Raw genomic sequence first — 23627 nt, forward strand, 5'->3', positions numbered from 1 at the left:
CGATAGATAAAAGCCTTTGCCATGTGATCGGCAAGGTTTTTTTATTTCAAAACACGATATTGAAGGGGAAATAAGTGATGAAACAGAGATGGAAAACCTTTGACTTTATCCTTATCTTTGCACCAATTATGCTAACTTTATTCGGTATTGTAATGATTTACAGTGCAAGCATGGTTATTTCTGTGAAAGATGGGAATCCACCAAATTTCTTTATGATGAAGCAACTTCAATGGTTTATCATTGGATTAGTTTTATTTATTTTCTGTATATTTTTTAATTATCGTCATTATCAAAAGTTAATGAAATTTATAGTTGGTATTTTGATTATTATGCTTATTGTGGTCTTATTCGAAGATCCAATAAAAGGTGCCAAATCCTGGCTTTTCATAGGTGGATTCACCATTCAGCCAGCTGAGTTTGTAAAGCTTGGGTTAATTATGTATTTAGCATCAGTCTATTCAAAAAAACAGCATTACATTTCAAGCTTTGGTACAGCAGTATTGCCCCCTTTGGTCATGACAGGAATATTACTCGGTTTAATTACACTCCAACCAGATATTGGTACAGCTGCAATAATATTTTTGATTGCATGTAGTGTGATCTTTAGCGCGGGGATAAAGTTCAGACATCTATCTTTATTAATAGCTACAGGGATCGGAGTTATTATTCTAGCTAGTGCGAATATGCTTGATGATGAGCGTTTATCCAGGTTTTCAGGGGCGTATCAACCGTTTTTAGATGCAGAAGATAGTGGTTACCAATTAATTCAATCGTATTTAGCTATTGGTACGGGTGGGTTAGATGGTTTAGGACTCGGAAACAGTATTCAGAAGCTTGGTTATTTAACAGAGGCACATAATGACTTTATTATGGCAGTGGTTGCGGAAGAGCTTGGTTTTATTGGTGTAGCTCTTGTTTTATCATTATTAGCAATCATTGTTTTACGAGGTTTGTACATAGCGAAGAAATGTCAAGATACGTTTGGATCGTTATTAGCAATAGGTATTTCATCGATGGTTGGTGTACAAGCCTTTATTAATTTAGGTGCTATAAGTGGTTTGTTGCCAATTACTGGAGTAACCTTGCCCTTTGTAAGTTATGGTGGCTCATCTTTACTTGTGTTAATGATTTCGATGGGGATTCTAAATAATATAGCTAGACATGTGAAGAAAAACAACTTAGAACCCAACTTAGATAATCGATCATTTCAAACTGATGAGAAACCTACTAACATGCGTCGTGTGCAAATCCGATAAGATAAAGAAATGTTATATAGTTTAAATCCAAACGCTAACGCTGCCGTGTTGGCGTTTGTTTTAAGTTTTTTTACCTAAAAGTTTAAATAACTTGAAAAATAGCTTCAACTTTGCTTAAAATATGATAGGGTCTGTAAAACGTTATACAATAATAGGAATGGCTGTGATAACAAAATGCAAAATTATGATTCAACTAATACTGAATCACTGACTAATGCTGTTGGTCAATCTGTAAATAAAACCAATTTTAAAGCTGATTTAAAAGCTTTGCTAAAAACAGGTATTATTCAATCGAATGTGATGACTGCTTTGGCAGGATTTCTAGTCGCGCTATATCAAAAACAACTACAATTGTCGGATTATTGGTCAGAATTAATTTTAATGATCATAGGGAGTGCTTTAGTAATAGCTGGAGGTAGTGTATTAAATAACTATTATGATCGCGATATAGATCCAGTGATGATTCGCACACAAAAACGTCCTACTGTTACGGGAACAATCTCATTATCCGTTATTTTATGGTTGGGAATTATATTGTCTATTTTAGGTACAGTGTTTTTATTTGTGATTTCATGGCAGGCAGGATTGATTGGTTTTATTGGTTGGTTTGCTTATGTTGTATTGTATACAATGTGGTCAAAACGTCGATATACATTAAATACTGCAGTTGGAAGTTTGTCAGGAGCTGTACCACCTTTAATTGGTTGGGCGGCTGTTGATCCAGACTTGTCAATTATGGCATTTGCATTATTTGGACTTGTGTTTGTTTGGCAAACACCACATTTCTTGGCATTGGCAATTAAGAAAAAAGAGGAATACCAAGCTGCAAACATCCCAATGCTTCCTGTAGTGTATGGATTCGATGTAACCAAACGCCAAATAATTTTTTATATCATTTGCTTGTTTCCGATTCCATTTTTTCTTTACGAATTAGGACTAATTTTCTTTTTAATAGCAAATGGATTAAATATAGGTTGGTTGGCCTTGAGTTTAAAAGGAATTAAGAAACAGGACACACTTAAGTGGGCAAATAAAGTTTTTGTTTACTCATTGTTTTATTTAATGATTATGTTTATTAGTATGATTATAATTACATTACCTTCAATTATTTAAGTGTAATGGATAGAATGGAGAGGGAAAGATGCCACTATTACCTACGATTAGCACAGCATTAATTGTATTAAGTGCCATTTTAGTTGGAATTGGCTGGAGGCTAGTTGTAAAAAAGAAATATAAAGCGCATAAGAAGGTTATGATTGCTGCAGCAATTAGTGCATTGGCCTTTTTTATTATTTATGCATCGCGTACCATTTTTGTGGGAAATACAAGTTTTGGTGGGCCAGAAGATTTGAAAATATATTATACAATATTCTTGATTTTCCATATTAATTTAGCTACAATTGGAGCGATTTTTGGAATTACTACACTTGTTTTAGCCTTTAAACGAAATATTAAAAAACATCGCAAAATAGGTCCGATTACAAGTGTTATTTGGTTCTTTACATCGATTACAGGTGTAATGGTGTATCTATTACTTTATATATTTTTTGAGGGTGGAGAAACGACTAGTATGATTAAAGCAATATTAGGTTTCTAAATGATTAGAGTTGTCTATTTTAGACAGCTCTTTTATTATATATATAAATAAATATTAAGTTGTACGCTTAATATACTGGAAGGGATGTGTGAATAATTAAGAATAATGTAGTTAGGCAGATAGAAGCAAATGAATATGATCAAGTACTATCTCTAGGTGAATATGCATTCAAGTATACGCTGACAGAAGAAGAGAAACTTGAAAAGAAAGCAGCAATGGAGGAGCGACAAATCAATTTTGGTTCTTTTATTGGTGAGCAATTAGCGGCTAAGCTACATATTTTACCTTTAACACTTTTTATGGGTGATGAAAAGTTCTCTTTTGGTGGTATAGCTGGTGTTGCTACTTGGCCTGAGTTTCGCCGGGCCGGTCACATTAATCACTTATTAAAGCAATCTTTTGTTGAAATGAAAGAACGAGGCTATTCACTGTCTATGCTTCATCCGTTTTTAATTAAATTCTATCGGAAGTTTGGATATGAAGTTACAAATTACACATACAGATATGATCTGACCCCAAATGATATTGCAACATACCATTCAACAGGAAATTGTAAACGAGTCACATTCGAAAGAGAAAAAGATACAATAAAAAAATTATATGAAGCCACAGCATCAGAATATAGTTTAATGATGGATCGCGATGATTGGTGGTGGCGCAAACGTGTTATTTCTGATAAAGATACCATTATTCTCTACTATAATGAAGCGGGAGAAGCACTAGGTTATTTAATTGCAAATATTAATGATTCTCATTTACGGGTAGAAGAAATGGTTTACCAATCTACTGATGCTTGTAGAGCGTTGCTTCAATGGGTTAAAAATCATGATTCAATGATTGATACAATAACCTTAATAGGACAGCCAAATCAATCGATCGCATTTTACTTAGATAATCCACGAATCCCATTGACTAAAAAAGCATATTTTATGACGCGTATTATTGATTTTGCAGCATTTATAAAAGACTATCCTTATTTTACGGTGGAAGAAAACGTACAGATTGCTTTTCAAGTAGAAGATATACATGCTCCATGGAATAGTGGAAACTGGTTAGTAACTATTCAAGAAAATCATTGTAAACATGTCGAAAAGGTTGACCATGCAATTGATGGAGACATTACGTTTGCAATGGATATTAACGGATTAACAGCGTTGTTGTTAGGAAGTGAATCATTAGAAAACTTGCATCGTTTTGGTGTAATTCAAGTGGAGGAGAAAACAGTAAAATGGAACGATATAACTGCTGTTAACGAGACACATTTATTAGATTATTTTTAAAATTTTCTAGTTGTAAGAATGAAATATATTTTCTTCTTAAAGCATAAACTGCCGACCTCAATACGAGTGTCGGCAGTTTCATTTATTAGATTCACTTTATCTTGGAGGAATAGTTACAATTTAAAGTTCCATTTAATAATACCGGCTTCTTTAGCGGAATTAAAGCCAATAACGACTAATGGGCCGATAATAAAACCTAAAAACCCAAGCAATTGTAAACCAATATACATTGCGATTAACGTTGCTAATGGTGATAAGCCAATATGTTGGCCCATTACTTTAGGTTCTACAGTTCTTCGTATTGCTAATAAGATAATCGCGAGTATTGCTAATTTAGTTCCCATAACGACGTCGCCCGTAATAAACATATATAACGACCATGGCGCCAAAATAGCTATAGAGCCGATAATTGGGATGAAATCAATTGCCCAAATAATTAATGACATGATGATCGCATATTGTGGGGCAATAAGCAATAAACCAATTAATGTAACAATGAAAATGATAATACTAACAAGAAATTGTGCTTTCAAAAAGCCGAGAACAACATAAGATAATCTTGCATTCATAAAACGAACTTTCTCAGCAGTTGCTTCTGTTAAATATTGATATGATGTAGCTTTTAACATTGGCAATTCAATCATAAATAAGAATAATGAGATAAGGTATACTAATAAGCTGACTAGATACTCTGGAATCGCAGCTACCATTCCAGCAATTTTCTCAACCTGTAGCTGAGATTTTATCGTATCACTAAAATCATTTATGTTATTTGCTATACCATCTCTAATTTCTTTAATAAATTCTGCAGGTAAATCTTTCATCAGATTTTCTATTTGTGTTTGCCATTCACCAAATTTATCCATGATCTGATTAATATATGTTGGTGCATTTTCAACAAAGTTGACGATGTGTGTGACAACACTTGCTACAACATAAGTACCTAAAACACCAGCGATCAAAACGAAAATTAAAAAAACGATTATAACAGAAACTTTTCTGTTTAGTTTAAATCGAAATTGTAACCAACGAATAATTGGGTTTAAGCATAATGCTGTCAAAAAAGCGAGAATTAATGGTAAAGAAATAGGTAGGATAAAGTACCCGATAAGTAGTAATATTGCGGCTAAAAAAATATATAGCCAATGACGTTTAGTTAGGTAACGGAACACTTAATTATGGAACTCCTTTCGAAAACGAAAAAATGTTGTAAATATGTATAAACAGAATATAGCATGAAGACCAGCTTTTGAATAGGCTAGATTCTAAATAAAATTATAACATGAACGGATCCAATGTCACAGTTTATATTATTTTAAAATACTTTGGCTGATTATGAAAGATTTTCACCTATAAGGTCATAATAAGACAGTGAATGGATTAGACCTATTCATATTTAAGTCTAAGCGGAATGATTAAAGGAGGAACAAAAATGCAATCAATAAAAGAAATAATGTCAACAGACTTAACCTATTGTACCCCAGATGACACATTAGTAAAATGCGCCCAACATATGGCGGAAAAAAATGTCGGTGCTATTCCAATATGTAAGGATCCCCATGAATTAATAGGGATGGTTACAGACAGAGATTTAGTGCTACGTGGTTATGCAAAGGATAAGCCAGGAACAACAAAAATTAATGAAGTAATGAGTGATCATTTAGTTGCTGTTGAATCACATACAAGTGTCCAAGAGGCGGCTGAATTGATGGCGGAACATCAAGTTCGACGATTACCAGTTGTTCAAGGAAATAAATTAATTGGAATGGTTGCTCTAGCTGACTTAGCTTTAGAAAAGCAATCAAATGAGGCGGCGGGTCAAGCATTAGAGGAAATATCTGAACAAGACCAGTTACATTAATAAGCAAATACGAAAGGCGCTTTGTCTGTGTAAGACAGAGCGTCTTATTTATTTCAAATTTGATAATGAAGCTAGTGTTTATTGATGCGTTAAAGAAGCACGCGTGACTAGTGTATACATATACTAATATATATAACGTGGGTATGTGAGGTGTAGCCCTTATGAGGAATGAACAAGAGGTTGAGCAATTTAAGACATTTATAAAGCGATATCCAGGTACAATAAAAGAAGTTAGAAATGGAAATAAGAAGTGGCAAGATTTTTATGAACAATGGGTTTTGTTAGGAGAAGATGATCCTAGTTGGGAAAGTTATAAGCAAGTAGATAAATCAACTGATTCTAAAAAAACTGACTCTAAATCAAATAAACAATGGATGAAGCAAATGACTGACATAGTAGACAAAATAGATTTAAATAAAGTTGAAGGACACATCAATCAGCTAAATGGAGCAATTACAAATATTCAATCTTTAATTGGACAATTTCAAGATGTAAAAAAACAAATGCCTACCAAAACGAAACAGTTTCAGAATAGGCATCCATTTCAGCATTATTATGATTAGGAGTTGATTGAATGGACCCGTCAATCTATCAACAAATTAGAAATGATTCAAATTTACTCTATCACCTAAGACATGATCCATCATGGTATCGCGAATTATCAAAGAATCCAATGGCTTTATCAGAAATGGAAAAGCAAGCTAAACTATATCAAGGTAGAACGATTCCACAACGAGTAGAACGCATATCTGAACAAATGCAGTTATTAGGAATGTTTCTTCAGATGGCAAGTACAATGAAAGATTAGTGCTTGCACTTTTTTTTTTGACATATTATTGATATGATATGGTTATGGAGGTGAGCAATGATGTTGGCAACAACTGAAATTGTAGATATATTAGATCGTTCGGAACAAATCGGGCAAATGATCATTTCGTCTGATGTGATGAATGAATATATTGAAGCGAAAGAAATACTTGCGAATGATGTAGAAGCACAAATGCTGATTAAGCATTTTAATGATAAAAAAGAACAATATGAAGAAGTACAACGGTTTGGTCGCTATCATCCAGACTACAGTAAAATAATGAAAGAGATTAGACAAACAAAGCGCGAAATGGATATGAATGATTGTGTAGCCGCTTTTAAAGTTGCAGAACGAAACATTCAAACATTACTTGATGAGGTAAGTAGTTGTATCGCACATAGTATAAGTGATCAAGTAAAAGTACCTAAAGATGGAGCACTGTTAACGGACAGCAGTTGCGGCTGTGGCTCTGGTGGTAGTTGTGGTTGTCAAGCTTCATAACTAATGTTTTATAAAATTATGACTGCAAGTGAGGATCAAATATGCGTACAAATAGACAAGGTTTAGTTGTTTGGTTTCAACATATGAAAAATGTTAAACAAATCAAGCGTTACGGACATTTAATTTATGTATCAAAAAATCTTAAATATGCTGTTATTTATGTTAATCAAGAGGAAGTAAATGATAAGTCAATTAAATTAGAAAAGCTCCCCTTTGTCTCAAGAGTTGATCAGTCGGCTAAGCCTTTTGTGAAAACGGAATTTGAAAACGCTCAAAAAGATAAGGCAAAAGAGTATGATTATAAAATGGGTATTTAATTTTAAAAAAAGCCTGCAGATAAATTATCTGCAGGCCCTTTTTAGTTTCTGTATAATAGAAAACTAAAAAGGCAAAGGGAGAGGAGAAACCGGAGGAAGAACTTATGGGGAAACGTAAGTCTTCTCCGTCTTCAAGAAGTAACCAAAGCATTGATTAGCTACCTCACTAAATTAGTATGGACGATAATACTAGATCTATACCTAGGAAATAATATTTCTCAATAATAAAAATTGTGGTAGGATAGAATTCGAATAAAAGAAATGAAGAGGTGACGCTTATGAGGGTGGTTGCAGGGCTATATAAAGGTCATCGTATTGATGCTGTGCCAAATAAATTAACTCGACCGACAACAGACAAGGTAAAAGAAGCATTGTTTCAAATGATTGGTCCGTTTTTTGATGGTGGACTATTTCTAGATTTATTTGCTGGAAGTGGAGCCTTGGGTATTGAAGCGATTAGTAGAGGAATGGGACAAGGTATATTTGTAGATCAACAATCAAAAGCTATTCAAACGATCTATTCAAATATTAAAAAACTAGACATAGAAAGCAAAGTAGAAGTGTATCGTACAGATGCTTTTCGGGCATTAAAAGCGGCGAGTAAGAGGGAACTGATATTTAATATTATTTTTTTAGACCCACCGTATAAAAAAGTGTCTTATGAGAAATTGCTAAAGCAAATAAGTAATTATAATTTATGTAATGAAAATTCAATTGTTGTCTGCGAACATGGTGGAAGGGATACTCTCCCGAATCATATTGAGAAACTTCATAAAATAAAATCAGAAGTCTATGGTAGTGAGACAGCTATTACCTTATATCAGTTAGGAGATGATTCTGGTGAATAGAATCGCAATATGTCCGGGAAGTTTTGACCCAGTTACCTTTGGTCATTTAGACATCATACAAAGAGCTGCAAAAGTTTTTGATCACATCATTGTAGCGGTATTTAACAACCAATCGAAAGCACCACTTTTTACTGTTGAAGAAAGGGTTGCCTTGTTACGAGAAGCAACAGCTACGATACCTAATGTTTCTGTTGACTCTCATAGTGGTCTATTAATGGATTACGCAAGAGAAAAAAAAGCTCAAGCAATTGTACGTGGTCTTCGAGCTGTAAGTGACTTTGAATATGAATTACAAATTACATCCATGAACCGCAAATTAAATGAAGAAGTTGAAACATTTTTTATTATGACGAACAATCAGTATTCTTTTTTAAGTTCTAGTATGGTTAAAGAGGTAGCTAAATACAAGGCCAACGTATCTGATTTAGTTCCCAAAGTAGTTGAAGATGCCTTGAAAGAAAAGTATAAGTAATTTATAAACTAAGCTACATGACTTAATGAACGTTTAATGAGAATAACCACTGTAATACCAATAAAAGATAAAGTAATCATTGGTCCTATATTTGCTAGACTTAGCAAGAGTTGAAAGCTTTCCTCTTTATAAGCTAATTCAGGATTTGCTGTAACAACACTGGTTGTTTTATCTGGCTCATAAACATAAGGGAATAATATAAATGCAATAGTACTGGCTAAACAACCGTGTAAAAGTCTAGCAAAAAAGTAAGGTAAGAACCGAATGTCTGTTTCAGCTAAAATACTAGCTACTTGTGCCTGAACCGAAAAACCGTTAAATGCAAAAATAAAACTGACCGCTACAGCTTGAGATAAGGTACTAACGAAATCTGAGTTAGCTATCATTTGGGCCCCAAGTGTGATTTCAAACAATCCCGTGAAGATCGGTAAGGCTAGTTCGCTAGGTAATTGAAATAAGTTAAGTATAGTTGCAAGTCCATTTGATAATAAAGGTGCTACACCTACTTGAAGCAACAAGGTTGTCATAACTGAGAATACAATGATAAATCCACCGATCATTAGCAAGGTCTGAACGGAATTGACAATTGCGTCACCAAAAATCTTTCCGAAAGGTCGGCGGTCTCGAATTCTAGTTGTATGTAATGCATGAAAAGCTTTTCTTACTGATAATTTAGAGCGTTGTTCATTTTTTCTTTCTTGTTTTCTGCCATAAAAGCGCATGCAGAATCCGACTAGAGAATTACTAGTGTAATGGACAATAGCAAGTAGTACTCCGAGTGAAGCATCATGAAAAAAACCTACTGAAACCGCAGCAATAATAAATAAAGGGTTTGATGCATTTGTAAAGGAAACTAATCGTTCAGCTTCGATTTGGGTTAATTGTTTCTCTTGACGTAATCGAGCAGTTAATTTCGCTCCAGAAGGATAACCACTCGCCATGCCCATCGCCCAAACAAAACTACCTGCACCTGGAACATTAAAAATCGGTCTCATAATTGGCTCAAATAAAACACCGATGAAACGTACAACTCCAAAACCGATTAGTAGTTCAGCTGTCACAAAAAAAGGTAACAGAGAAGGAAAAACAGTTCCCCACCATATATCGATCCCCCTTACACTAGCTTCTAAAGTGTATTTAGGAAACATGATTAAACCTACTGCAATTAAAAATGCAAGCAATGCGAAAACCGCAGATTTTAGTTTAGATTTCAAAGTAATCTCCCTACTCCCGATACTATTCTGTACTTATTTTTTAAAAAATAGTAAACTTAGATTAGTTTTTATTTTTCTGGTCCTATATTCAATATACGTAGACATGCCTTTTTTTTATGCTTAGATATAGTTGAAAGTGATATTTATTTTTGGATAAACAAATAAGGATCATTTAATAAAGCTCAAATACTGCTTTTTAATAAGAAAAAGCTAAAAGTAAAGAGGGGAAAAGTGTGATTTGGAATAAAAAACGAATCATTATATATATTTTTATATTACTCATCTTGATGTTTCTTACTTTGTACAGACTGCCTTACTATATTTATAAACCCGGTACTGCTGATGCGTTAGATCCTGTTGTAAAAGTAACAGATGGATTTGAAAGTGAGGGAGACATGCATTTGGTAACTGTACGTGGCGGTCAAGCGACTCCGTTACAATATGTATGGGCCTTGTTTGATCCGTATCAAGAGATAAGATTGCTTTCTGAAGTGTTTCCAGAGGGGATTTCACAAGAAGAATATTTTCAAGCTCAGTTACAAATGATGGAGAGTTCTCAAGAGTCTTCCACTGTCGTTGCTTATGAAGCGGCTAATGAAGAAATTAACATTTCATACAATGGGGTGTATGTAGTTTCAGTTGTAAAAGATATGCCTGCTGAGGAAGTGTTGCAAACTGGGGATAAGATTATAGCGGTGAATCAACGTAAAGTAGACACTGCAGAGACATTAATCGATCTAGTCGATGAACAAATAAATGCTGAGCAAATAAAACTAACGATTGAACGAAATGAAGAAAAAATGGAAGTGGAAGTAGGGCTGGCTCCTTTTCCGAAAAATCCAGAGCGGATCGGTATAGGGATACAATTAGTTACCGATCGCGAGGTAATAGTAGAACAGGAACTGAATTTCTCCAGTGGGGACATTGGAGGGCCGAGTGCGGGTTTAATGTTCGCGTTAGAAATTTATGATCAATTAACAGAAGAGGATTTAACCAAAGGGTATCAAATAGCGGGTACAGGTGAGATAAGTTATGAAGGCAAAGTAATGCGAATCGGTGGAATAGACAAGAAAGTCATTGCGGCTGATAGAGAAGGCTGTGACATTTTCTTTGCACCAAATGAAGGTGGAGCTGAAAACTCAAATTATCAAAAAGCATTAGAAACAGCGGAAGAAATAGAAACACCTATGAAAATTGTGCCAGTTGATACATTTGAAGAAGCGATAAATTATCTTGAAGATTTGTAAAAAAACAAGGATGAAGAGACTCATAATGTCTCTTTATCCTTGTTTTTGATAAGGGGCTTCAAGTTCTTGTTTTCTCATTTCCTTTCTTATTTTGGGAGGAAGAATGGCATAGTATGCATCTGTTGCTCGTTCTTCAGTTGACATCATTAATGATGTTTGGTTTTTAAATTGTGTAAGTAAAGGAACAGTTCTATCCTTTTTAGTACTGTTTAAATATAGTTTTCCTTGTTCAGACAAGCCTAATAAGCGGATATATGGTACAGGCATCTGCTGCATCTTTTTGATCGATTGTTTCGTTGTATGTGTCAAAATGTGTGTGAAGATGCGCTGAAGCCTTGTTTGTGTATATCGCTTTGTTTTCAACTCTTGCATCCACTCAGAAAAAGTAGTCGCTTCTTTGGCTGTTCGAATAATTCTATTTTCTATCCCTTCGTCGACACCTTGAATATTTTTTAGTTCTTCTTTACTCATGGTTAATACTCGATATTGCAATAAAGAAAAATATTCATCCCATGTATGCCAAGTACCGGCTTTTTGTTTGTAATGTATCAAATGATTAAGACTGTTTTGAGAAATCGTTTCTTTCATTGTTTCACTCATCTCTTCACTTGAAAATAGTGCGTTTCGGATACTGGTCGCACTGGCAAGTGGAGTTGTGATGTGTTCATCGTGGTAATTACTTTGCTTTCGTTGAATCGTAAATGGTTGAATGGATGGATTAATTTTCTCAATTGCTTTTATATAGCCAAAGCCAAGTATATTGTTTGCTTGCATTAAATCAAGTTTGTCGATCTCATCCAAACCAATTTTTGCAAAAGCCTTATTATTGGCGTTTGGAAAAGATTTGCCCAAAGATAATTCGTGCTTTAATGTTTTATTGAATAGGTTTTGATTATCTTTGTATTGATCAAAGACACGTTTGAATGCAGTAATGTCACCATTTTCACTTCCGAAACAGATAGAAGAAACAAGCATTTCATTCAATATTTCCACTGCTCCTTGCGAAAATAGATCACTATGTTGTACGGTGCTTGAATAAGGTAGTTCAACTACTATATCTACCCCTTGATCAATTGCCATTTTAGTGCGTGAAAATTTATCTGTAATGGCCGGTTCTCCTCTTTGTAAAAAATTGCCGCTCATTACAGCTATCATACAATCTGCATTGGTTTGTTTTTTCGCCATTTGTAAATGATATTGATGGCCATGGTGAAAAGGATTATATTCCACGACTAATCCACATGCATGCATATTACTCACTCCTTATGGCTAGTATTGTATCATATTTGGTAGAATATCTACTGTAAAGAAAAAATGTTGACAAAACACTGAATTACTTTTAAAATATACTTTGTGCCTTGAGGTGATAGAAATGAAAATTTCCATTCAGAAAATAGTACGTTCTGATTCGTTTCAGTTTGATGAAATAGTAGATGTTTCAGAGATTGAAGGCTGGAATAATGACATTCGTCAAATTGATCCGGTACAAGTAAAGGGTCAAGCCGTTGCGCACGGTGATGAAATTACTTGTCAGTTTAAAGTGATAGGTACGATGGTTTTACCATGTGCGAGGTCACTGCTAGATGTTTCCTATCCGTTTGAAGTGGAAACTGTTGAAGTATTTTCGACTAATCCTTATTATCAGGCGGAAGATAATTCTGAAGTTCATCCAGTAGATGGAGAAATGCTTGACTTAGAACCTTATATAAAGGAAAATGTTCTATTAGAGATTCCTTTTCGGGTATTCGCAAGTGAAGAAGAAATTGCTAAGTATGGTTTGAATTCTGGAGAAGGTTGGGAAGTAGTTACGGAACAACCACAAGAAGATACCATTGATCCAAGAATGCAAAAATTACAAGCTTTGTTGGATAAAAAGAAAGATGGAGAAAATCAATAAGGTGAAGTAAATTAATACTTCTCCCCCTATGTGATGATATAGCAAGGTTAAGATTTTCGTTTTGTAAGTGAAGGAGGTGTAAGACATGGCAGTACCAAAGAGAAGAACTTCTAAAAAAGTAAAAAATCAACGTCGTACACATAAAAAGTTACATGTGCCAGGAATGGTTGAATGTTCAAATTGTGGTGAACTTACTAAACCTCACCATGTTTGTAAATCATGTGGACAATATGATGGAAAGCAAGTAGTTGATCAATAATAAAGAAAAAAGATGGCAGAATCTCTCTCTGGCATCTTTTTTAATGCGTTTCTATTCTACCACTCCTATCGATTGCATATATTAATAGCAAATGTAATAGGAGAGGGGGAATGAAATGAGTGCAACAAGACAAGATGCATGGTCTAATGATGAGGACATCTTACTTGCTGAAACTGTGTTAAGGTACATTCGTGAAGGAAGAACACAGCTTGAAGCATTTAAAGAGGTAGGGAAGAGTTTATCTCGAACACCTGCGGCATGTGGCTTTCGTTGGAATGCATCGGTTCGAAAAGAATTTCAAGATGCAATTGATTCAGCGAAACTAGATAGAAAAGAATCTTCACACCCATTCATAAAAGAGTTAAAAAATGAACTTGCTACACATCCATTAGAAACAGCTATTTCTATTTTAGAAGATATGAAGGGGAATTATCAGTTTTTAAAAAATAAGCAAATAGACCAGCAAGATGCTAAGCGTTTAACTGAAGAGAATAAAAAGTTGCAAATCAAAATTAATCAATACGAAGAGATTTTTTTGGAATTAGAGAGATTGTGTCAACGTGTGAGACAATTATCATAAGGCCTTGTATTTTACAAGGTCTTATTTTTAGTTAGATGAAATTTTATCAAAACTAGACGAATGAATGTTATCTCTTATATACTATTATCAGTGTTTGGTTTCAGTAAGGGAGAGGTTTATTGTGAGGATAGGTGTGATCGGGGGAGGAGCTATTGGTTTATTGTTAGCTTCTTTACTTAAGCAAACTGGCTATAGCCCCGTTTTATATGTAAGAACAGAAGCTCAAAAAAATGAAATTAATGAAAAAGGAATTTTATATTTACCAGGAGAAATAACTAGCTATGTATATGCAGAACATATTAAAGATCTAAGCCAGATGGATATTTATTTCATTTGTGTTAAACAACATGATATTTGTTCTGTGAATAGTAGGTTGAGCGGATTGTCTGGTACGGTAATTTATTTACAAAATGGGATGGGTCATGTTGACATGTTACATAACATGACTGAGGAGCAAACGATTGTATTAGGAACGTGTGAACATGGTGCGAAGAAGAGGGATCAACGAACGGTTATACATACTGGTAAGGGGAAAATTAATTTAGCTTTATACAATGGGAATGCTGCTTTATTAACAAGGTACAAAGAGGTACTAAATGATAAACGTTTTCCAGTTGAACAGGTAGCGGATTGGGGAATAATGTTAATTGACAAGTTAATGATCAATATTGTAATTAACCCAATTACTGCTTTGTTCCAAGTGAAAAATGGCGAACTATTAACTAATACACATTTACATAAACTAGCCAAAGTTGTGTGTAGTGAAGCTTGTGCTGTGCTAGAGGTCAATGAACAGCAGCAATGGAAACGAATTACTTATATTATCGAACAGACAAAAGAAAACGATTCTTCGATGAAAGAAGATATTGCTTTAGGAAGACAATCTGAAGTAGAAGGAATATTAGGATATGTATTAAAAAAAACATCTCACCAATCTTCTGTTATTCATTTTTTGTATTTATCAATTAAAGCTTTGGAAGAGAAGAGAGGGTGATCTTATGTTGCAAATTATAGGGTTGTTAACTGCAACTGCAGTTACACTTCCGTGGGTAACCACAATTATTTTATACATTATAAACAAAGTTTTATACAACAATAATAAACGTGCACTTCATTTTAGTGTGGCGTATTCAACGATATTTTATATTATCTCTGTATTGATGATGTTGCACCAACTATTTAACCGAAATTTCTCAGGTCTTATTATTATTATGTTATTATCGGGGTTAATGTTTACCATCATTATTCAATGGAAACGAACAGACAATATTATCTTCAAGAAAGCTTGTCGACTTTTCTGGAGAGCAAGCTTTTTATTTTTCTTTTTATGTCATTTCGTGCTAGCTTTAATAGGACTAATTATTACAGTGATAAACAGTTAACTTACATAGAAAAACTTATAACAAACAAAGGGGCAGGTATTTGTGGAAGTAAATCCAGTGACAATCACGCAACAACCTTTATTACAAGATTATTATGCGCAAAAACAACATGTTATTAATAAATTTTCATATAATCCTTTTTTTGAAAAAACAATGAATCAACGTGTGCACGATATTGCAAAGCAAACATACGATAGAAATCAACTGGCAGATATTTTAATGGATATGAATAAAAATTGGAATGCAAGTGAAGCGACGTTTGACAATATTGAATCATTACGTGATCCTGCAAGTGTTGTTGTCATTGGAGGACAACAAGCTGGACTATTGTCAGGGCCGCTTTATACGATTAATAAATTGATATCAATCATTGTTTTTGCTAAAGAACAGCGCAGTGCGTTAAATATTCCAGTAATTCCAGTGTTCTGGATCGCGGGAGAAGATCATGACTTTGATGAAATAGATCATATTATGGTCCCTAGTATAAATTTTAATCAAATGAAAAAGCATCGAATAAAGCAACGCCCAGATTCTAAACAGTCTGTTTCTGAAATGGAGATCGATCATGAACAAGCGCTTGTTTGGATAGATGAGCTCTTTAGTCAAATGGAAGAAACTTTTTATTCAAAAGGATTATTTGAATTAGTGGTAAAGCAATTAAACGAATCTGACACGTATGTTGATTTTTTTGCTAAATTTATTCAAGAGCTATTTACGCAAGAAGGATTAGTATTAATTGATTCTGGTAATGAGCAAGTTAGAAAACTAGAGTCGACTTTTTTTAAACGATTAATTAGCTATCAACCAAGCATTAGTAAAGGTGTATACCAACAATTACAAGTCGCAAACCAGCAAGGTTATCACGTATCTGTTGATGTAACTGAAAGTGATGGTCATTTATTTTATCATCAAGATGGTGAGCGGATACTATTAATGAAAGAAACAGAAGATCTTTGGCTCGGGAAGAATGGTGAATGTCGGTTAACAACAAACGAGTTACTAGACATCGCCGAAAATACTCCAGAACGTCTAAGCAATAATGTCGTAACACGTCCTTTGATGCAAGAATGGTTATTTCCTACTTTAGCATTTATGGCAGGTCCTGGGGAGTTATCGTATTGGTCTGTTTTAAAACCGGCATTTGAAACATTAGGTTTAGCTATGCCTCCTATTTATCCTAGACTTTCTCTGACGCTTCTTGATCATAAAAATGAAAAGTTTAGTGAGGCATTTCAACTAAACGTTGAAGAAGTATTACATCAAGGACTTTATGAAAAAAAAGTAAATTGGCTAGCTATGCAACAACAGCCACCACTTGATCCGTTAGTCAAACAAATTATGTCTTCCATGGAACAATTGCATCAACCATTGCAGGAGATTGCTGTAAAAAATAATTCTAACTTAGAAAGTGTGGCAAGTAAAAACCTTGCTTATATTCAGGAGCATGTACAGTTTTTACAAAAAAAGATTGAACAAGAAATAGAAAATAAAAATCAAATTATTATAGATAAATTTAATTACTTAGACTTAATGATTCGACCGGAGCAAGGACTACAAGAGAGATATTGGAATATCGTTTATTTTATTAATTTGTATGGATTTGATTGGTTGAGTGAATTAATAAATCAAACGTACTCCTTTAATAATAATCATTACATCATAAAATTATAAGCCCCACTCTCCACCACAAAAAAACGTTACGCATATGAACTGCGTAACGTTTTTTTGTGTCTTTTTTTAGGTCTTAAGTAATATTTTTTAAAAAAAAGACGTTTAAAGGTCAAAATACTATTAAAAACAATCAAAAATTAGTGGTGGAAAGTGGGGGATTGTGGTAACATTGAAAAAAAGGTGGGCGATTATTATGTTCATGGGCGAATATAAACATAATATTGATACCAAAGGGAGAATTATTGTCCCTGCAAAATTCCGCGCTGATCTAGGTGACACTTTTGTAATTACAAGAGGGTTGGATCAATGCTTATTTGCCTATCCCATGGAAGAATGGCGTGTGATGGAAAATAAATTAAAAAAGCTACCTTTAACTAAAAAAGATGCCCGTGCTTTTACTCGTTTTTTCTTTTCAGGTGCGGTGGAATGTGAAGTAGACAAACAGGGAAGAATAAATATTCCTGCTGCTCTTCGTAAATATGCAGTCTTAGATAAAGCCTGTGCCGTAATTGGTGTTTCAAACAGAGTAGAATTTTGGTCAGAATCTGTTTGGGATACATATGTGGAAGAATCAGAGGATTCTTTTGCTGAAATTGCAGAAAATATGATGGATATTGATTTTTAGAAGATAAATACAACCTGGATTAAAGAAGGTGTAACCTATGTTTGATCATATAAGTGTATTACAACGCGAGACAATAGAATATTTAAATGTAAGACCAGACGGTATATATGTTGATGGCACATTAGGTGGTGGTGGTCATTCTGAAGCTATATTAAAGAATCTTGACAAAAACGGCATGCTAATTGCTTTTGATCAGGATGAACATGCGCTCAAAGCTGCCAAAGAACGTTTGGCACCATATGGTGAAAAAGTGAAGTTCATTCATTCTAATTTTCGTTTTTTAAAGGAGAAATTAGAAGAAGAAGGTATTGAACAAGTTGATGGTCTGTTATTCGATTTAGGTGTGTCTTCTCCTCAATTAGATCATGTGGAGAGGGGTTTCAGTTATCAACATGATGCTCAGTTAGATATGCGTATGGATCAATCTCAAGAAACTTCTGCCTTTGAAGTAGTGAATGAATGGCCATACGAAGCGCTCGTTCGTATTTTCTTTCAATATGGTGAAGAAAAATTTTCTAAACAAATTGCTAGAAAAATTGAAGCGAAACGAATGGAAAAATCAATTAATACAACATTTGAATTAGTTGACATTATAAAAGAAGGTATTCCTGCTGCGGCAAGACGTAAAGGTGGTCATCCAGCTAAACGAGTTTTTCAAGCTATTCGAATTGCTGTTAATGATGAATTAAAAGCATTTTATGATGTTTTGCATCAATCAGCTAAAGTAGTTAACGTCGGAGGTAGAATTGCTGTTATAACTTTCCACTCCTTAGAAGATAGAATGTGTAAACAAGCATTTAAAAAATGGAGTACAGCATTGCCAGTTCCGAAAAATATTCCTATCATACCGGAAGATAGCCAAGCGCCTTTCAAACTGATTACAAGAAAGCCGATTGTGGCAGATGAAGAAGAGTTAGATACTAACCGAAGAGCACGATCAGCTAAGCTAAGAGTAGTAGAAAAAGTAAAGCCTTGGAATGATGCATTTTTATATAAAGAGGGGTGGAAAGATAAATGAGTACAAGCGAAGCAAGAAAATTTCAACAACCAGCTAGTCATTACACGCAGGTAGAACAACAAACAACACAAAGAAAAGAAGCAAAAGTTTATGTGAATCATCGTTGGGTAACACCAGGTGAAAAGTTTTTGTATGTTGTATTTGGCTTACTCGTAGTCATTGCTTGTGCCTATGTTATCCACTTCAGTTCAAACTTGGATACAATGAATCGAGATATGCAACAGCTAGAAGGTCAAATCACACAGCAACAAACAATAAATGAAAACCTTACATATCAGGTAAAAGAATTAAGCAACCCAGATCGAATTTTAAGTATTGCTAAAGAGAATGGGTTGAAAATACAGAATACAGAAGTAAAGCAAACAGCTGAGCTAATCGAATAGTGTTTTGTTAGAGGATGGGATGAAAAGTGAAAAAGAATAGAACGACACAATTAATGACCAATGCATTAACTGTAATATTTGTCGTGATATTTCTGTTACTAGCTGGGCGTTTTCTTTACATTCAAACAACAGGTGAAGTACAAGGTGTAAATTTAGACGAGTGGGCAGATAGCCGTCGGACAAACAGCTATACGATAACAGCAAAAAGAGGTTCCATTTATGATCGGAAAAGTATGCCTTTAGCTCAAAATCGTGCTACTTATGATTTATATGCCATTATAGATGACACATTCTCACCTAATCCAGAAAAAAACTTAAAACATGTCGCTGATGTAAATAAAACAGCCAATGCGTTAGCTCCAATTTTAGAAGTGGATGCTGCTGAAATAAGCGATATTTTAACTGAAGGTATAGAAAAAGAAAAGTTCCAAGTAGAGTTTGGTAAGATTGGTAGTCAATTAAGTCAAGAAACAAAAAACGAGATTGATGAACTCAAACTTCCTGGGATTAATTTTCGTGAAGAAGCTAAAAGGTATTATCCAAATGGAACATTCGCTTCACAAATAATAGGTTTAGCGCAGAAAGATGATGAAGGTGATATAACTGGATTAACTGGTATTGAAGCCCAATTAGATAATGAGCTACAAGGTGAAAATGGATCGATCTCATATGAGCGAGATAAATATAATACAAAATTACTTGAGCCCAATGAAGTTATTAAAGAAGCAAAAGACGGTAAGAATGTTTTTTTAACGATAGACCAAAAGATTCAAACATTTTTAGAAGATGCATTATCACAAGTTGTGAAGGATTATAATCCAAAGCGGATTACTGCAACAATTATCGATCCAAAAACCGGTGAGATATTAGCGATGGGCAATCGTCCGAGTTATAATCCGAATAATTTGGGGAAGGTAGAGAATTGGTATAATGATATTGTTTCTGTACCAATAGAGCCCGGATCTACCATGAAATCCTTTACTGTAGCAGCTGCTATTGAAGAAGGGGTTTTCAATCCAAATGAAACGTTTGAATCTGGGCGCTTTAAAATTGACCAGATTAATCGTCCAATAACAGATTACAATCAAAGCTGGGGAACGATTTCATACTTAGAAGGTTTTCAACGTTCATCTAACGTTGCGATGTCTAAACTAGTTTGGGAGAAGATGGGGACAGATACTTTTCATGATTACTTAAAAGCTTTTCAATTTGATCAAGAAACCGGAATTGATCTGCCAAGAGAGCAGTCTGGAACGCTTTTATATAACCATCCAATTGAAAAGCTTACAGCTAGTTTTGGTCAAGGGGCAACGGTAACACCGATTCAGCTTATTAAAGCAGCTACGGCAATTGCTAATGACGGTAAGATGATGAAACCATATACAATAGATAGAATTGAAGATGCAGAGACAAGAGAAGTCTTGAAGAAAAACAAGCCAGAAGTGGTAGGGAATCCGATTTCTAAAGAAACAGCCAATCAAGTGTTAGATATTATGGGAACTGTCGTTACATCAGAACATGGAACTGGTCACAATGTTTATAATTTGGATGATTATTCTGTAGCTGGAAAAACTGGTACAGCGCAAATTTCTAATCCAGAAGGTGGTTACCTAGTTGGTAAAGAAAATTATGTTTTCTCTTTTTTAGGGATGGCACCTAAAGAAGATCCAGAATTAATAATGTATATTACGGTTCAGCAACCAGAATTAGAAGATACTGAGTCTGGTTCAGCGCCTGTTTCGTATATTTTTAATAATGTGATGAAGAATAGTTTGCATTATATGAGTATTCAACCAGATAAAGATAAACAAGAACCGATAAAAACATTTGAGTTTCCAAATGTAATTAATAAATCAACGGAAGAAGCAAAGAACAATTTAGAGAAAATGGGATTAGATGTAGTTCTAATTGGAGATGGTGATTCCGTAGTAAAGAGCAATTTCGATCATGGGGAAAAACTCTTAACAAAAGATCGGGTATTTCTTGTAACAGATACTCCAACAATGCCAAATGTTAAAGGGTGGTCACAGCGAGAAGTAATAAAGTTAAGCCAATTATTAAACTTAGACTTAGAAACGATGGGTAATGGGTATGCCACCTCTCAAAGTATTAAACCGGGTACTGCTATTAATGGTGAAACATACATGATGGTTGAATTTTCATTACCAGATCAAACGTCAAGCGAAGAACAGAAGCAAGAAGAAAAAGAGAATCAAGAAGAATCAAATTAAACCTATAACATACAGTGTTCTATTCAATTTACGATAACATATATATAGATACAAGTTTATTTGCTACGGGAGAGTGAAAAATGAAACGAGTATCTAATGTTACGATGAGAAAAAGAATAGTCACTGTATTTCTTTTTGCGCTTCTATTATTTGTGGTCGTTCTCATTCGTTTAGCTTTTGTTCAATTTGTTATGGGAGAGGAGCTTGTTGAAAAAGCAGAAGCTTCTTGGAGTAGAGATATTGTATTTGAAGCTGAACGAGGGAAAATTTTGGACAAGAACGGTTTAGTTTTAGCAGAAAATGTATCAGCCCCAACTGTGATGGTTGTGCCAAGACAAATAAATAATCCGGATAGAACTGCATCATTATTAAGTCAAATTATAGATATAACTAAAGATGAAATGTTACAGCACCTAACTAAAAATACAAGTATCGTTCGTTTTTCTGAAGGGAGAAAAATAACCGAGGAGCAAGCAAAAGCAATTCAAGTATTACAATTAGATGGTGTGTACATCGCGCAAGATTCGAAAAGACATTACCCTAATGGTGAGTACTTGTCACATGTATTAGGTTTTAGCGGAATTGATAATCAAGGGTTAGTAGGTTTAGAGCTATATTATGATGAAAATTTAAAAGGGGAAAATGGAAGTTTATCTTTTTATTCAGATGCAAAAGGGAAACGGTTACCAAATTTAGCAGATACGTATCAAGCGCCAAATGATGGATATGATTTACAACTGACCATTGATGAACGAGTTCAGACCATTGTTGAGCGTGAGTTAGATCTAGCGGAGGCGAAATATAATCCTGATGGAGCAATTGCATTGGCTGTTGATCCAAACAGTGGTGGTGTATTAGCCATGGCATCTAGACCGAATTTCCACCCTGCAAATTATCAGGAGATTGAACCGAGTACTTACAATAGAAATTTACCTATTTGGAGTACGTATGAACCAGGGTCGACATTTAAGATCATCACACTAGCCGCGGCATTAGAAGAAGGTGTTGTAGACTTGGAAAAAGACACCTTTATCGATGGGGGTTCAATGAAAGTAGGGGGATCTACTCTGCATTGCTGGAAAAGAGGCGGACATGGGGAACAAACTTTTCTAGAAGTTGTTCAAAATTCATGTAACCCTGGCTTTATTTCATTAGGTCAGAAAACAGGAAAAGATAAATTATACAGTTATATATCTGATTTTGGATTTGGTGAAAAGACTGGAATTGATTTGTTTGGCGAAGAGAATGGTATTTTATTTGATCTTGATCGTGTTGGTCCGGTAGAACTTGCTACCACTTCATTTGGTCAAGGGGTTTCTGTCACGCCTATTCAACAAGTTATGGCTGTTTCGGCAGCGGTTAATGGTGGATATCTCTATAAACCTTATTTAGCATCTAGTTGGCTTGACCCAATTACCGGAGAAAAAATAGAAGAAATAAAACCTGAGATGAAGAAACAAGTAATATCCAATCAAACTTCTGAAAAGATTCGGCATGCTCTTGAAAGTGTTGTTGCAAAAGGTACAGGTCGAGGAGCATATGTAGAAGGTTTCCGAGTTGGAGGTAAAACAGGTACCGCCCAAAAAGTAGGAAAGAATGGTAGATATATGGAGAATAACCATATTGTATCGTTTATTGGTGTTGCACCTTCAAATGATCCTGAAATCGTTGTTTATGTAGCGATTGATAATCCGAAAAATACCGTGCAATTTGGTGGAGTTGTAGCTGCGCCAATCGTAGGAAATGTAATTGAAGATAGTTTGCGTGCAATAGGGGTTGAACCAGCTAAAGAGGGCCTCGAAAAAGACTATCAATGGCCAGATCAACCACTTGTTGAAGTTCCTGATTTAATTGGAGCATCGAAAAGTGAATTGCATGAATATCAAGTTAATCTGTCAATTGAATCTTCTGGTACAGGTGATGTTGTGATTGATCAAGCGCCAAAGGCTGGAACGAAAATTGAGCAAGGTAGTAAAGTGCGTCTTTATTTCGGAAATAAAAAATAGATAGGATTAACCATGCTTACAGTTGATTTTTTTGGTACAATATATAAGAATTGAATAATGGAGAATTTCCTTTAAAGACTTAACTTAACTTGGCGAGTGCCAAGTTTTTCCTTGTAAAAAAACAAGTTGATTTTTAATCTGATATAAAGACTTTTAAAAGTTGAGGAGGAACAC

At 34.6% G+C, this 23627-nt stretch carries 26 protein-coding genes; 23 read left to right on the plus strand and 3 right to left on the minus strand.

All coding sequences use genetic code 11. From position 1 onward, the window contains the following. The first annotated feature begins 74 nt into the window (after positions 1 to 74). The 4 genes from ftsW (at position 75) to HP569_RS00115 (ending at position 4133) form a co-directional block, all read left to right on the plus strand. Complete coding sequence (ftsW, locus tag HP569_RS00100) at positions 75 to 1256, plus strand: putative lipid II flippase FtsW (RefSeq protein WP_425501782.1); 1182 nt, start codon at positions 75 to 77, stop codon at positions 1254 to 1256. 174 nt (positions 1257 to 1430) lie between these two features. After that, on the plus strand, positions 1431 to 2369 hold the full coding sequence (cyoE, locus tag HP569_RS00105) for a heme o synthase (protein ID WP_182199045.1): 939 nt from the start codon (positions 1431 to 1433) through the stop codon (positions 2367 to 2369). A gap of 28 nt (positions 2370 to 2397) precedes the next feature. After that, positions 2398 to 2853 carry a DUF420 domain-containing protein gene (locus HP569_RS00110; protein WP_182199046.1) on the plus strand — a complete coding sequence of 152 codons (456 nt, stop codon included), beginning with the start codon at positions 2398 to 2400 and terminating at the stop codon, positions 2851 to 2853. 119 nt (positions 2854 to 2972) lie between these two features. Continuing rightward, entirely contained in the window at positions 2973 to 4133 is a 1161-nt protein-coding gene (locus HP569_RS00115) for a GNAT family N-acetyltransferase (protein ID WP_246366877.1), read from the plus strand. 113 nt (positions 4134 to 4246) lie between these two features. Here the strand turns inward: HP569_RS00115 and ytvI are convergent, their stop codons facing one another. Next, positions 4247 to 5305 (minus strand): sporulation integral membrane protein YtvI, encoded by a 1059-nt coding sequence (gene ytvI, locus HP569_RS00120; RefSeq protein WP_182199048.1) that lies wholly within the window; start codon positions 5303 to 5305, stop codon positions 4247 to 4249. A 260-nt stretch (positions 5306 to 5565) separates the two neighbouring features. Between ytvI and HP569_RS00125 the strand changes: the two genes are divergently transcribed. From HP569_RS00125 to coaD, 7 genes are all read left to right on the plus strand, one after another. Beyond that, positions 5566 to 5994 carry a CBS domain-containing protein gene (locus HP569_RS00125; RefSeq protein ID WP_182199049.1) on the plus strand — a complete coding sequence of 143 codons (429 nt, stop codon included), beginning with the start codon at positions 5566 to 5568 and terminating at the stop codon, positions 5992 to 5994. Between the two features lie 161 nt (positions 5995 to 6155). Continuing rightward, the gene (gene ylbD, locus HP569_RS00130) at positions 6156 to 6557 is read left to right on the plus strand and encodes a YlbD family protein (RefSeq protein ID WP_182199050.1); all 402 of its coding nucleotides are present in this window, start codon (positions 6156 to 6158) and stop codon (positions 6555 to 6557) included. An 11-nt stretch (positions 6558 to 6568) separates the two neighbouring features. Then, positions 6569 to 6802, plus strand: a complete 234-nt coding sequence (locus HP569_RS00135; RefSeq protein ID WP_182199051.1) for a YlbE-like family protein — start codon at positions 6569 to 6571, stop codon at positions 6800 to 6802. Between the two features lie 60 nt (positions 6803 to 6862). Beyond that, positions 6863 to 7303: a YlbF/YmcA family competence regulator gene (locus tag HP569_RS00140; RefSeq protein WP_182199597.1), complete on the plus strand. Its 441-nt coding sequence runs from the start codon at positions 6863 to 6865 to the stop codon at positions 7301 to 7303. Between the two features lie 41 nt (positions 7304 to 7344). Beyond that, entirely contained in the window at positions 7345 to 7620 is a 276-nt protein-coding gene (locus HP569_RS00145; RefSeq protein WP_182199052.1) for a YlbG family protein, read from the plus strand. Between the two features lie 278 nt (positions 7621 to 7898). Continuing rightward, positions 7899 to 8468: a 16S rRNA (guanine(966)-N(2))-methyltransferase RsmD gene (rsmD, locus tag HP569_RS00150; protein WP_182199053.1), complete on the plus strand. Its 570-nt coding sequence runs from the start codon at positions 7899 to 7901 to the stop codon at positions 8466 to 8468. Next, positions 8461 to 8940 (plus strand): pantetheine-phosphate adenylyltransferase, encoded by a 480-nt coding sequence (coaD, locus tag HP569_RS00155; RefSeq protein WP_182199054.1) that lies wholly within the window; start codon positions 8461 to 8463, stop codon positions 8938 to 8940. The genes rsmD and coaD overlap by 8 nt, the downstream gene beginning before the upstream one ends. A gap of 8 nt (positions 8941 to 8948) precedes the next feature. On the opposite strand, the gene ylbJ is transcribed toward coaD, so the two are convergent. Beyond that, positions 8949 to 10154 (minus strand): sporulation integral membrane protein YlbJ, encoded by a 1206-nt coding sequence (gene ylbJ, locus HP569_RS00160; protein ID WP_182199055.1) that lies wholly within the window; start codon positions 10152 to 10154, stop codon positions 8949 to 8951. A gap of 233 nt (positions 10155 to 10387) precedes the next feature. Here ylbJ and HP569_RS00165 point away from each other — a divergent pair, with 233 nt between their 5' ends. Next, positions 10388 to 11401 (plus strand): SepM family pheromone-processing serine protease, encoded by a 1014-nt coding sequence (locus HP569_RS00165; RefSeq protein ID WP_182199056.1) that lies wholly within the window; start codon positions 10388 to 10390, stop codon positions 11399 to 11401. A gap of 33 nt (positions 11402 to 11434) precedes the next feature. Here the strand turns inward: HP569_RS00165 and HP569_RS00170 are convergent, their stop codons facing one another. After that, entirely contained in the window at positions 11435 to 12652 is a 1218-nt protein-coding gene (locus HP569_RS00170; RefSeq protein WP_182199057.1) for a nucleotidyltransferase, read from the minus strand. 121 nt (positions 12653 to 12773) lie between these two features. Here HP569_RS00170 and HP569_RS00175 point away from each other — a divergent pair, with 121 nt between their 5' ends. The 11 genes from HP569_RS00175 (at position 12774) to HP569_RS00225 (ending at position 23453) form a co-directional block, all read left to right on the plus strand. Then, complete coding sequence (locus HP569_RS00175; protein WP_182199058.1) at positions 12774 to 13298, plus strand: YceD family protein; 525 nt, start codon at positions 12774 to 12776, stop codon at positions 13296 to 13298. A gap of 85 nt (positions 13299 to 13383) precedes the next feature. Continuing rightward, entirely contained in the window at positions 13384 to 13557 is a 174-nt protein-coding gene (gene rpmF / locus HP569_RS00180; RefSeq protein ID WP_090856965.1) for a 50S ribosomal protein L32, read from the plus strand. A 115-nt stretch (positions 13558 to 13672) separates the two neighbouring features. Next, positions 13673 to 14137: an RsfA family transcriptional regulator gene (locus tag HP569_RS00185; protein WP_182199059.1), complete on the plus strand. Its 465-nt coding sequence runs from the start codon at positions 13673 to 13675 to the stop codon at positions 14135 to 14137. A 121-nt stretch (positions 14138 to 14258) separates the two neighbouring features. Next, positions 14259 to 15131: a 2-dehydropantoate 2-reductase gene (locus tag HP569_RS00190; RefSeq protein WP_182199060.1), complete on the plus strand. Its 873-nt coding sequence runs from the start codon at positions 14259 to 14261 to the stop codon at positions 15129 to 15131. 4 nt (positions 15132 to 15135) lie between these two features. Continuing rightward, the gene (locus HP569_RS00195; RefSeq protein ID WP_182199061.1) at positions 15136 to 15519 is read left to right on the plus strand and encodes a DUF3397 domain-containing protein; all 384 of its coding nucleotides are present in this window, start codon (positions 15136 to 15138) and stop codon (positions 15517 to 15519) included. A 42-nt stretch (positions 15520 to 15561) separates the two neighbouring features. Beyond that, complete coding sequence (gene bshC, locus HP569_RS00200) at positions 15562 to 17190, plus strand: bacillithiol biosynthesis cysteine-adding enzyme BshC (RefSeq protein WP_182199062.1); 1629 nt, start codon at positions 15562 to 15564, stop codon at positions 17188 to 17190. Positions 17191 to 17383: 193 nt separating this feature from the next. Further along, positions 17384 to 17815: a division/cell wall cluster transcriptional repressor MraZ gene (mraZ, locus tag HP569_RS00205; protein ID WP_182199063.1), complete on the plus strand. Its 432-nt coding sequence runs from the start codon at positions 17384 to 17386 to the stop codon at positions 17813 to 17815. A 37-nt stretch (positions 17816 to 17852) separates the two neighbouring features. Then, a complete protein-coding gene (gene rsmH / locus HP569_RS00210) occupies positions 17853 to 18833 on the plus strand; it encodes a 16S rRNA (cytosine(1402)-N(4))-methyltransferase RsmH (protein ID WP_182199064.1) in 981 nt (326 codons plus the stop codon). After that, on the plus strand, positions 18830 to 19216 hold the full coding sequence (gene ftsL, locus HP569_RS00215; protein ID WP_182199065.1) for a cell division protein FtsL: 387 nt from the start codon (positions 18830 to 18832) through the stop codon (positions 19214 to 19216). The genes rsmH and ftsL overlap by 4 nt, the downstream gene beginning before the upstream one ends. A 26-nt stretch (positions 19217 to 19242) precedes the next feature. Further along, positions 19243 to 21447 (plus strand): penicillin-binding protein, encoded by a 2205-nt coding sequence (locus HP569_RS00220; RefSeq protein ID WP_246366854.1) that lies wholly within the window; start codon positions 19243 to 19245, stop codon positions 21445 to 21447. Between the two features lie 80 nt (positions 21448 to 21527). Beyond that, entirely contained in the window at positions 21528 to 23453 is a 1926-nt protein-coding gene (locus HP569_RS00225; protein WP_182199066.1) for a stage V sporulation protein D, read from the plus strand. The last annotated feature ends 174 nt before the right edge of the window (positions 23454 to 23627 follow it).

It is taken from the genome of Paraliobacillus salinarum (assembly GCF_014083865.1).
GTDB lineage: Bacteria > Bacillota > Bacilli > Bacillales > Amphibacillaceae > Paraliobacillus > Paraliobacillus salinarum.

Excerpts from the sequence above, each read along its gene's own strand:
- HP569_RS00185 (WP_182199059.1), top strand. The coding sequence starts at position 13,673 with ATGAGTGCAACAAGACAAGATGCATGGTCTAATGATGAGGACATCTTA.
- HP569_RS00225 (WP_182199066.1), top strand. The coding sequence starts at position 21,528 with ATGAAACGAGTATCTAATGTTACGATGAGAAAAAGAATAGTCACTGTA.
- HP569_RS00140 (WP_182199597.1), top strand. The coding sequence starts at position 6,863 with ATGTTGGCAACAACTGAAATTGTAGATATATTAGATCGTTCGGAACAA.
- HP569_RS00145 (WP_182199052.1), top strand. The coding sequence starts at position 7,345 with ATGCGTACAAATAGACAAGGTTTAGTTGTTTGGTTTCAACATATGAAA.
- mraZ (WP_182199063.1), top strand. The coding sequence starts at position 17,384 with ATGTTCATGGGCGAATATAAACATAATATTGATACCAAAGGGAGAATT.
- HP569_RS00110 (WP_182199046.1), top strand. The coding sequence starts at position 2,398 with ATGCCACTATTACCTACGATTAGCACAGCATTAATTGTATTAAGTGCC.
- cyoE (WP_182199045.1), top strand. The coding sequence starts at position 1,431 with ATGCAAAATTATGATTCAACTAATACTGAATCACTGACTAATGCTGTT.
- HP569_RS00135 (WP_182199051.1), top strand. The coding sequence starts at position 6,569 with ATGGACCCGTCAATCTATCAACAAATTAGAAATGATTCAAATTTACTC.
- HP569_RS00175 (WP_182199058.1), top strand. The coding sequence starts at position 12,774 with ATGAAAATTTCCATTCAGAAAATAGTACGTTCTGATTCGTTTCAGTTT.
- ylbD (WP_182199050.1), top strand. The coding sequence starts at position 6,156 with ATGAGGAATGAACAAGAGGTTGAGCAATTTAAGACATTTATAAAGCGA.
- HP569_RS00125 (WP_182199049.1), top strand. The coding sequence starts at position 5,566 with ATGCAATCAATAAAAGAAATAATGTCAACAGACTTAACCTATTGTACC.
- rpmF (WP_090856965.1), top strand. The coding sequence starts at position 13,384 with ATGGCAGTACCAAAGAGAAGAACTTCTAAAAAAGTAAAAAATCAACGT.
- rsmH (WP_182199064.1), top strand. The coding sequence starts at position 17,853 with ATGTTTGATCATATAAGTGTATTACAACGCGAGACAATAGAATATTTA.
- HP569_RS00195 (WP_182199061.1), top strand. The coding sequence starts at position 15,136 with ATGTTGCAAATTATAGGGTTGTTAACTGCAACTGCAGTTACACTTCCG.
- rsmD (WP_182199053.1), top strand. The coding sequence starts at position 7,899 with ATGAGGGTGGTTGCAGGGCTATATAAAGGTCATCGTATTGATGCTGTG.
- ftsL (WP_182199065.1), top strand. The coding sequence starts at position 18,830 with ATGAGTACAAGCGAAGCAAGAAAATTTCAACAACCAGCTAGTCATTAC.
- HP569_RS00170 (WP_182199057.1), bottom strand. The coding sequence starts at position 12,652 with ATGCATGCATGTGGATTAGTCGTGGAATATAATCCTTTTCACCATGGC.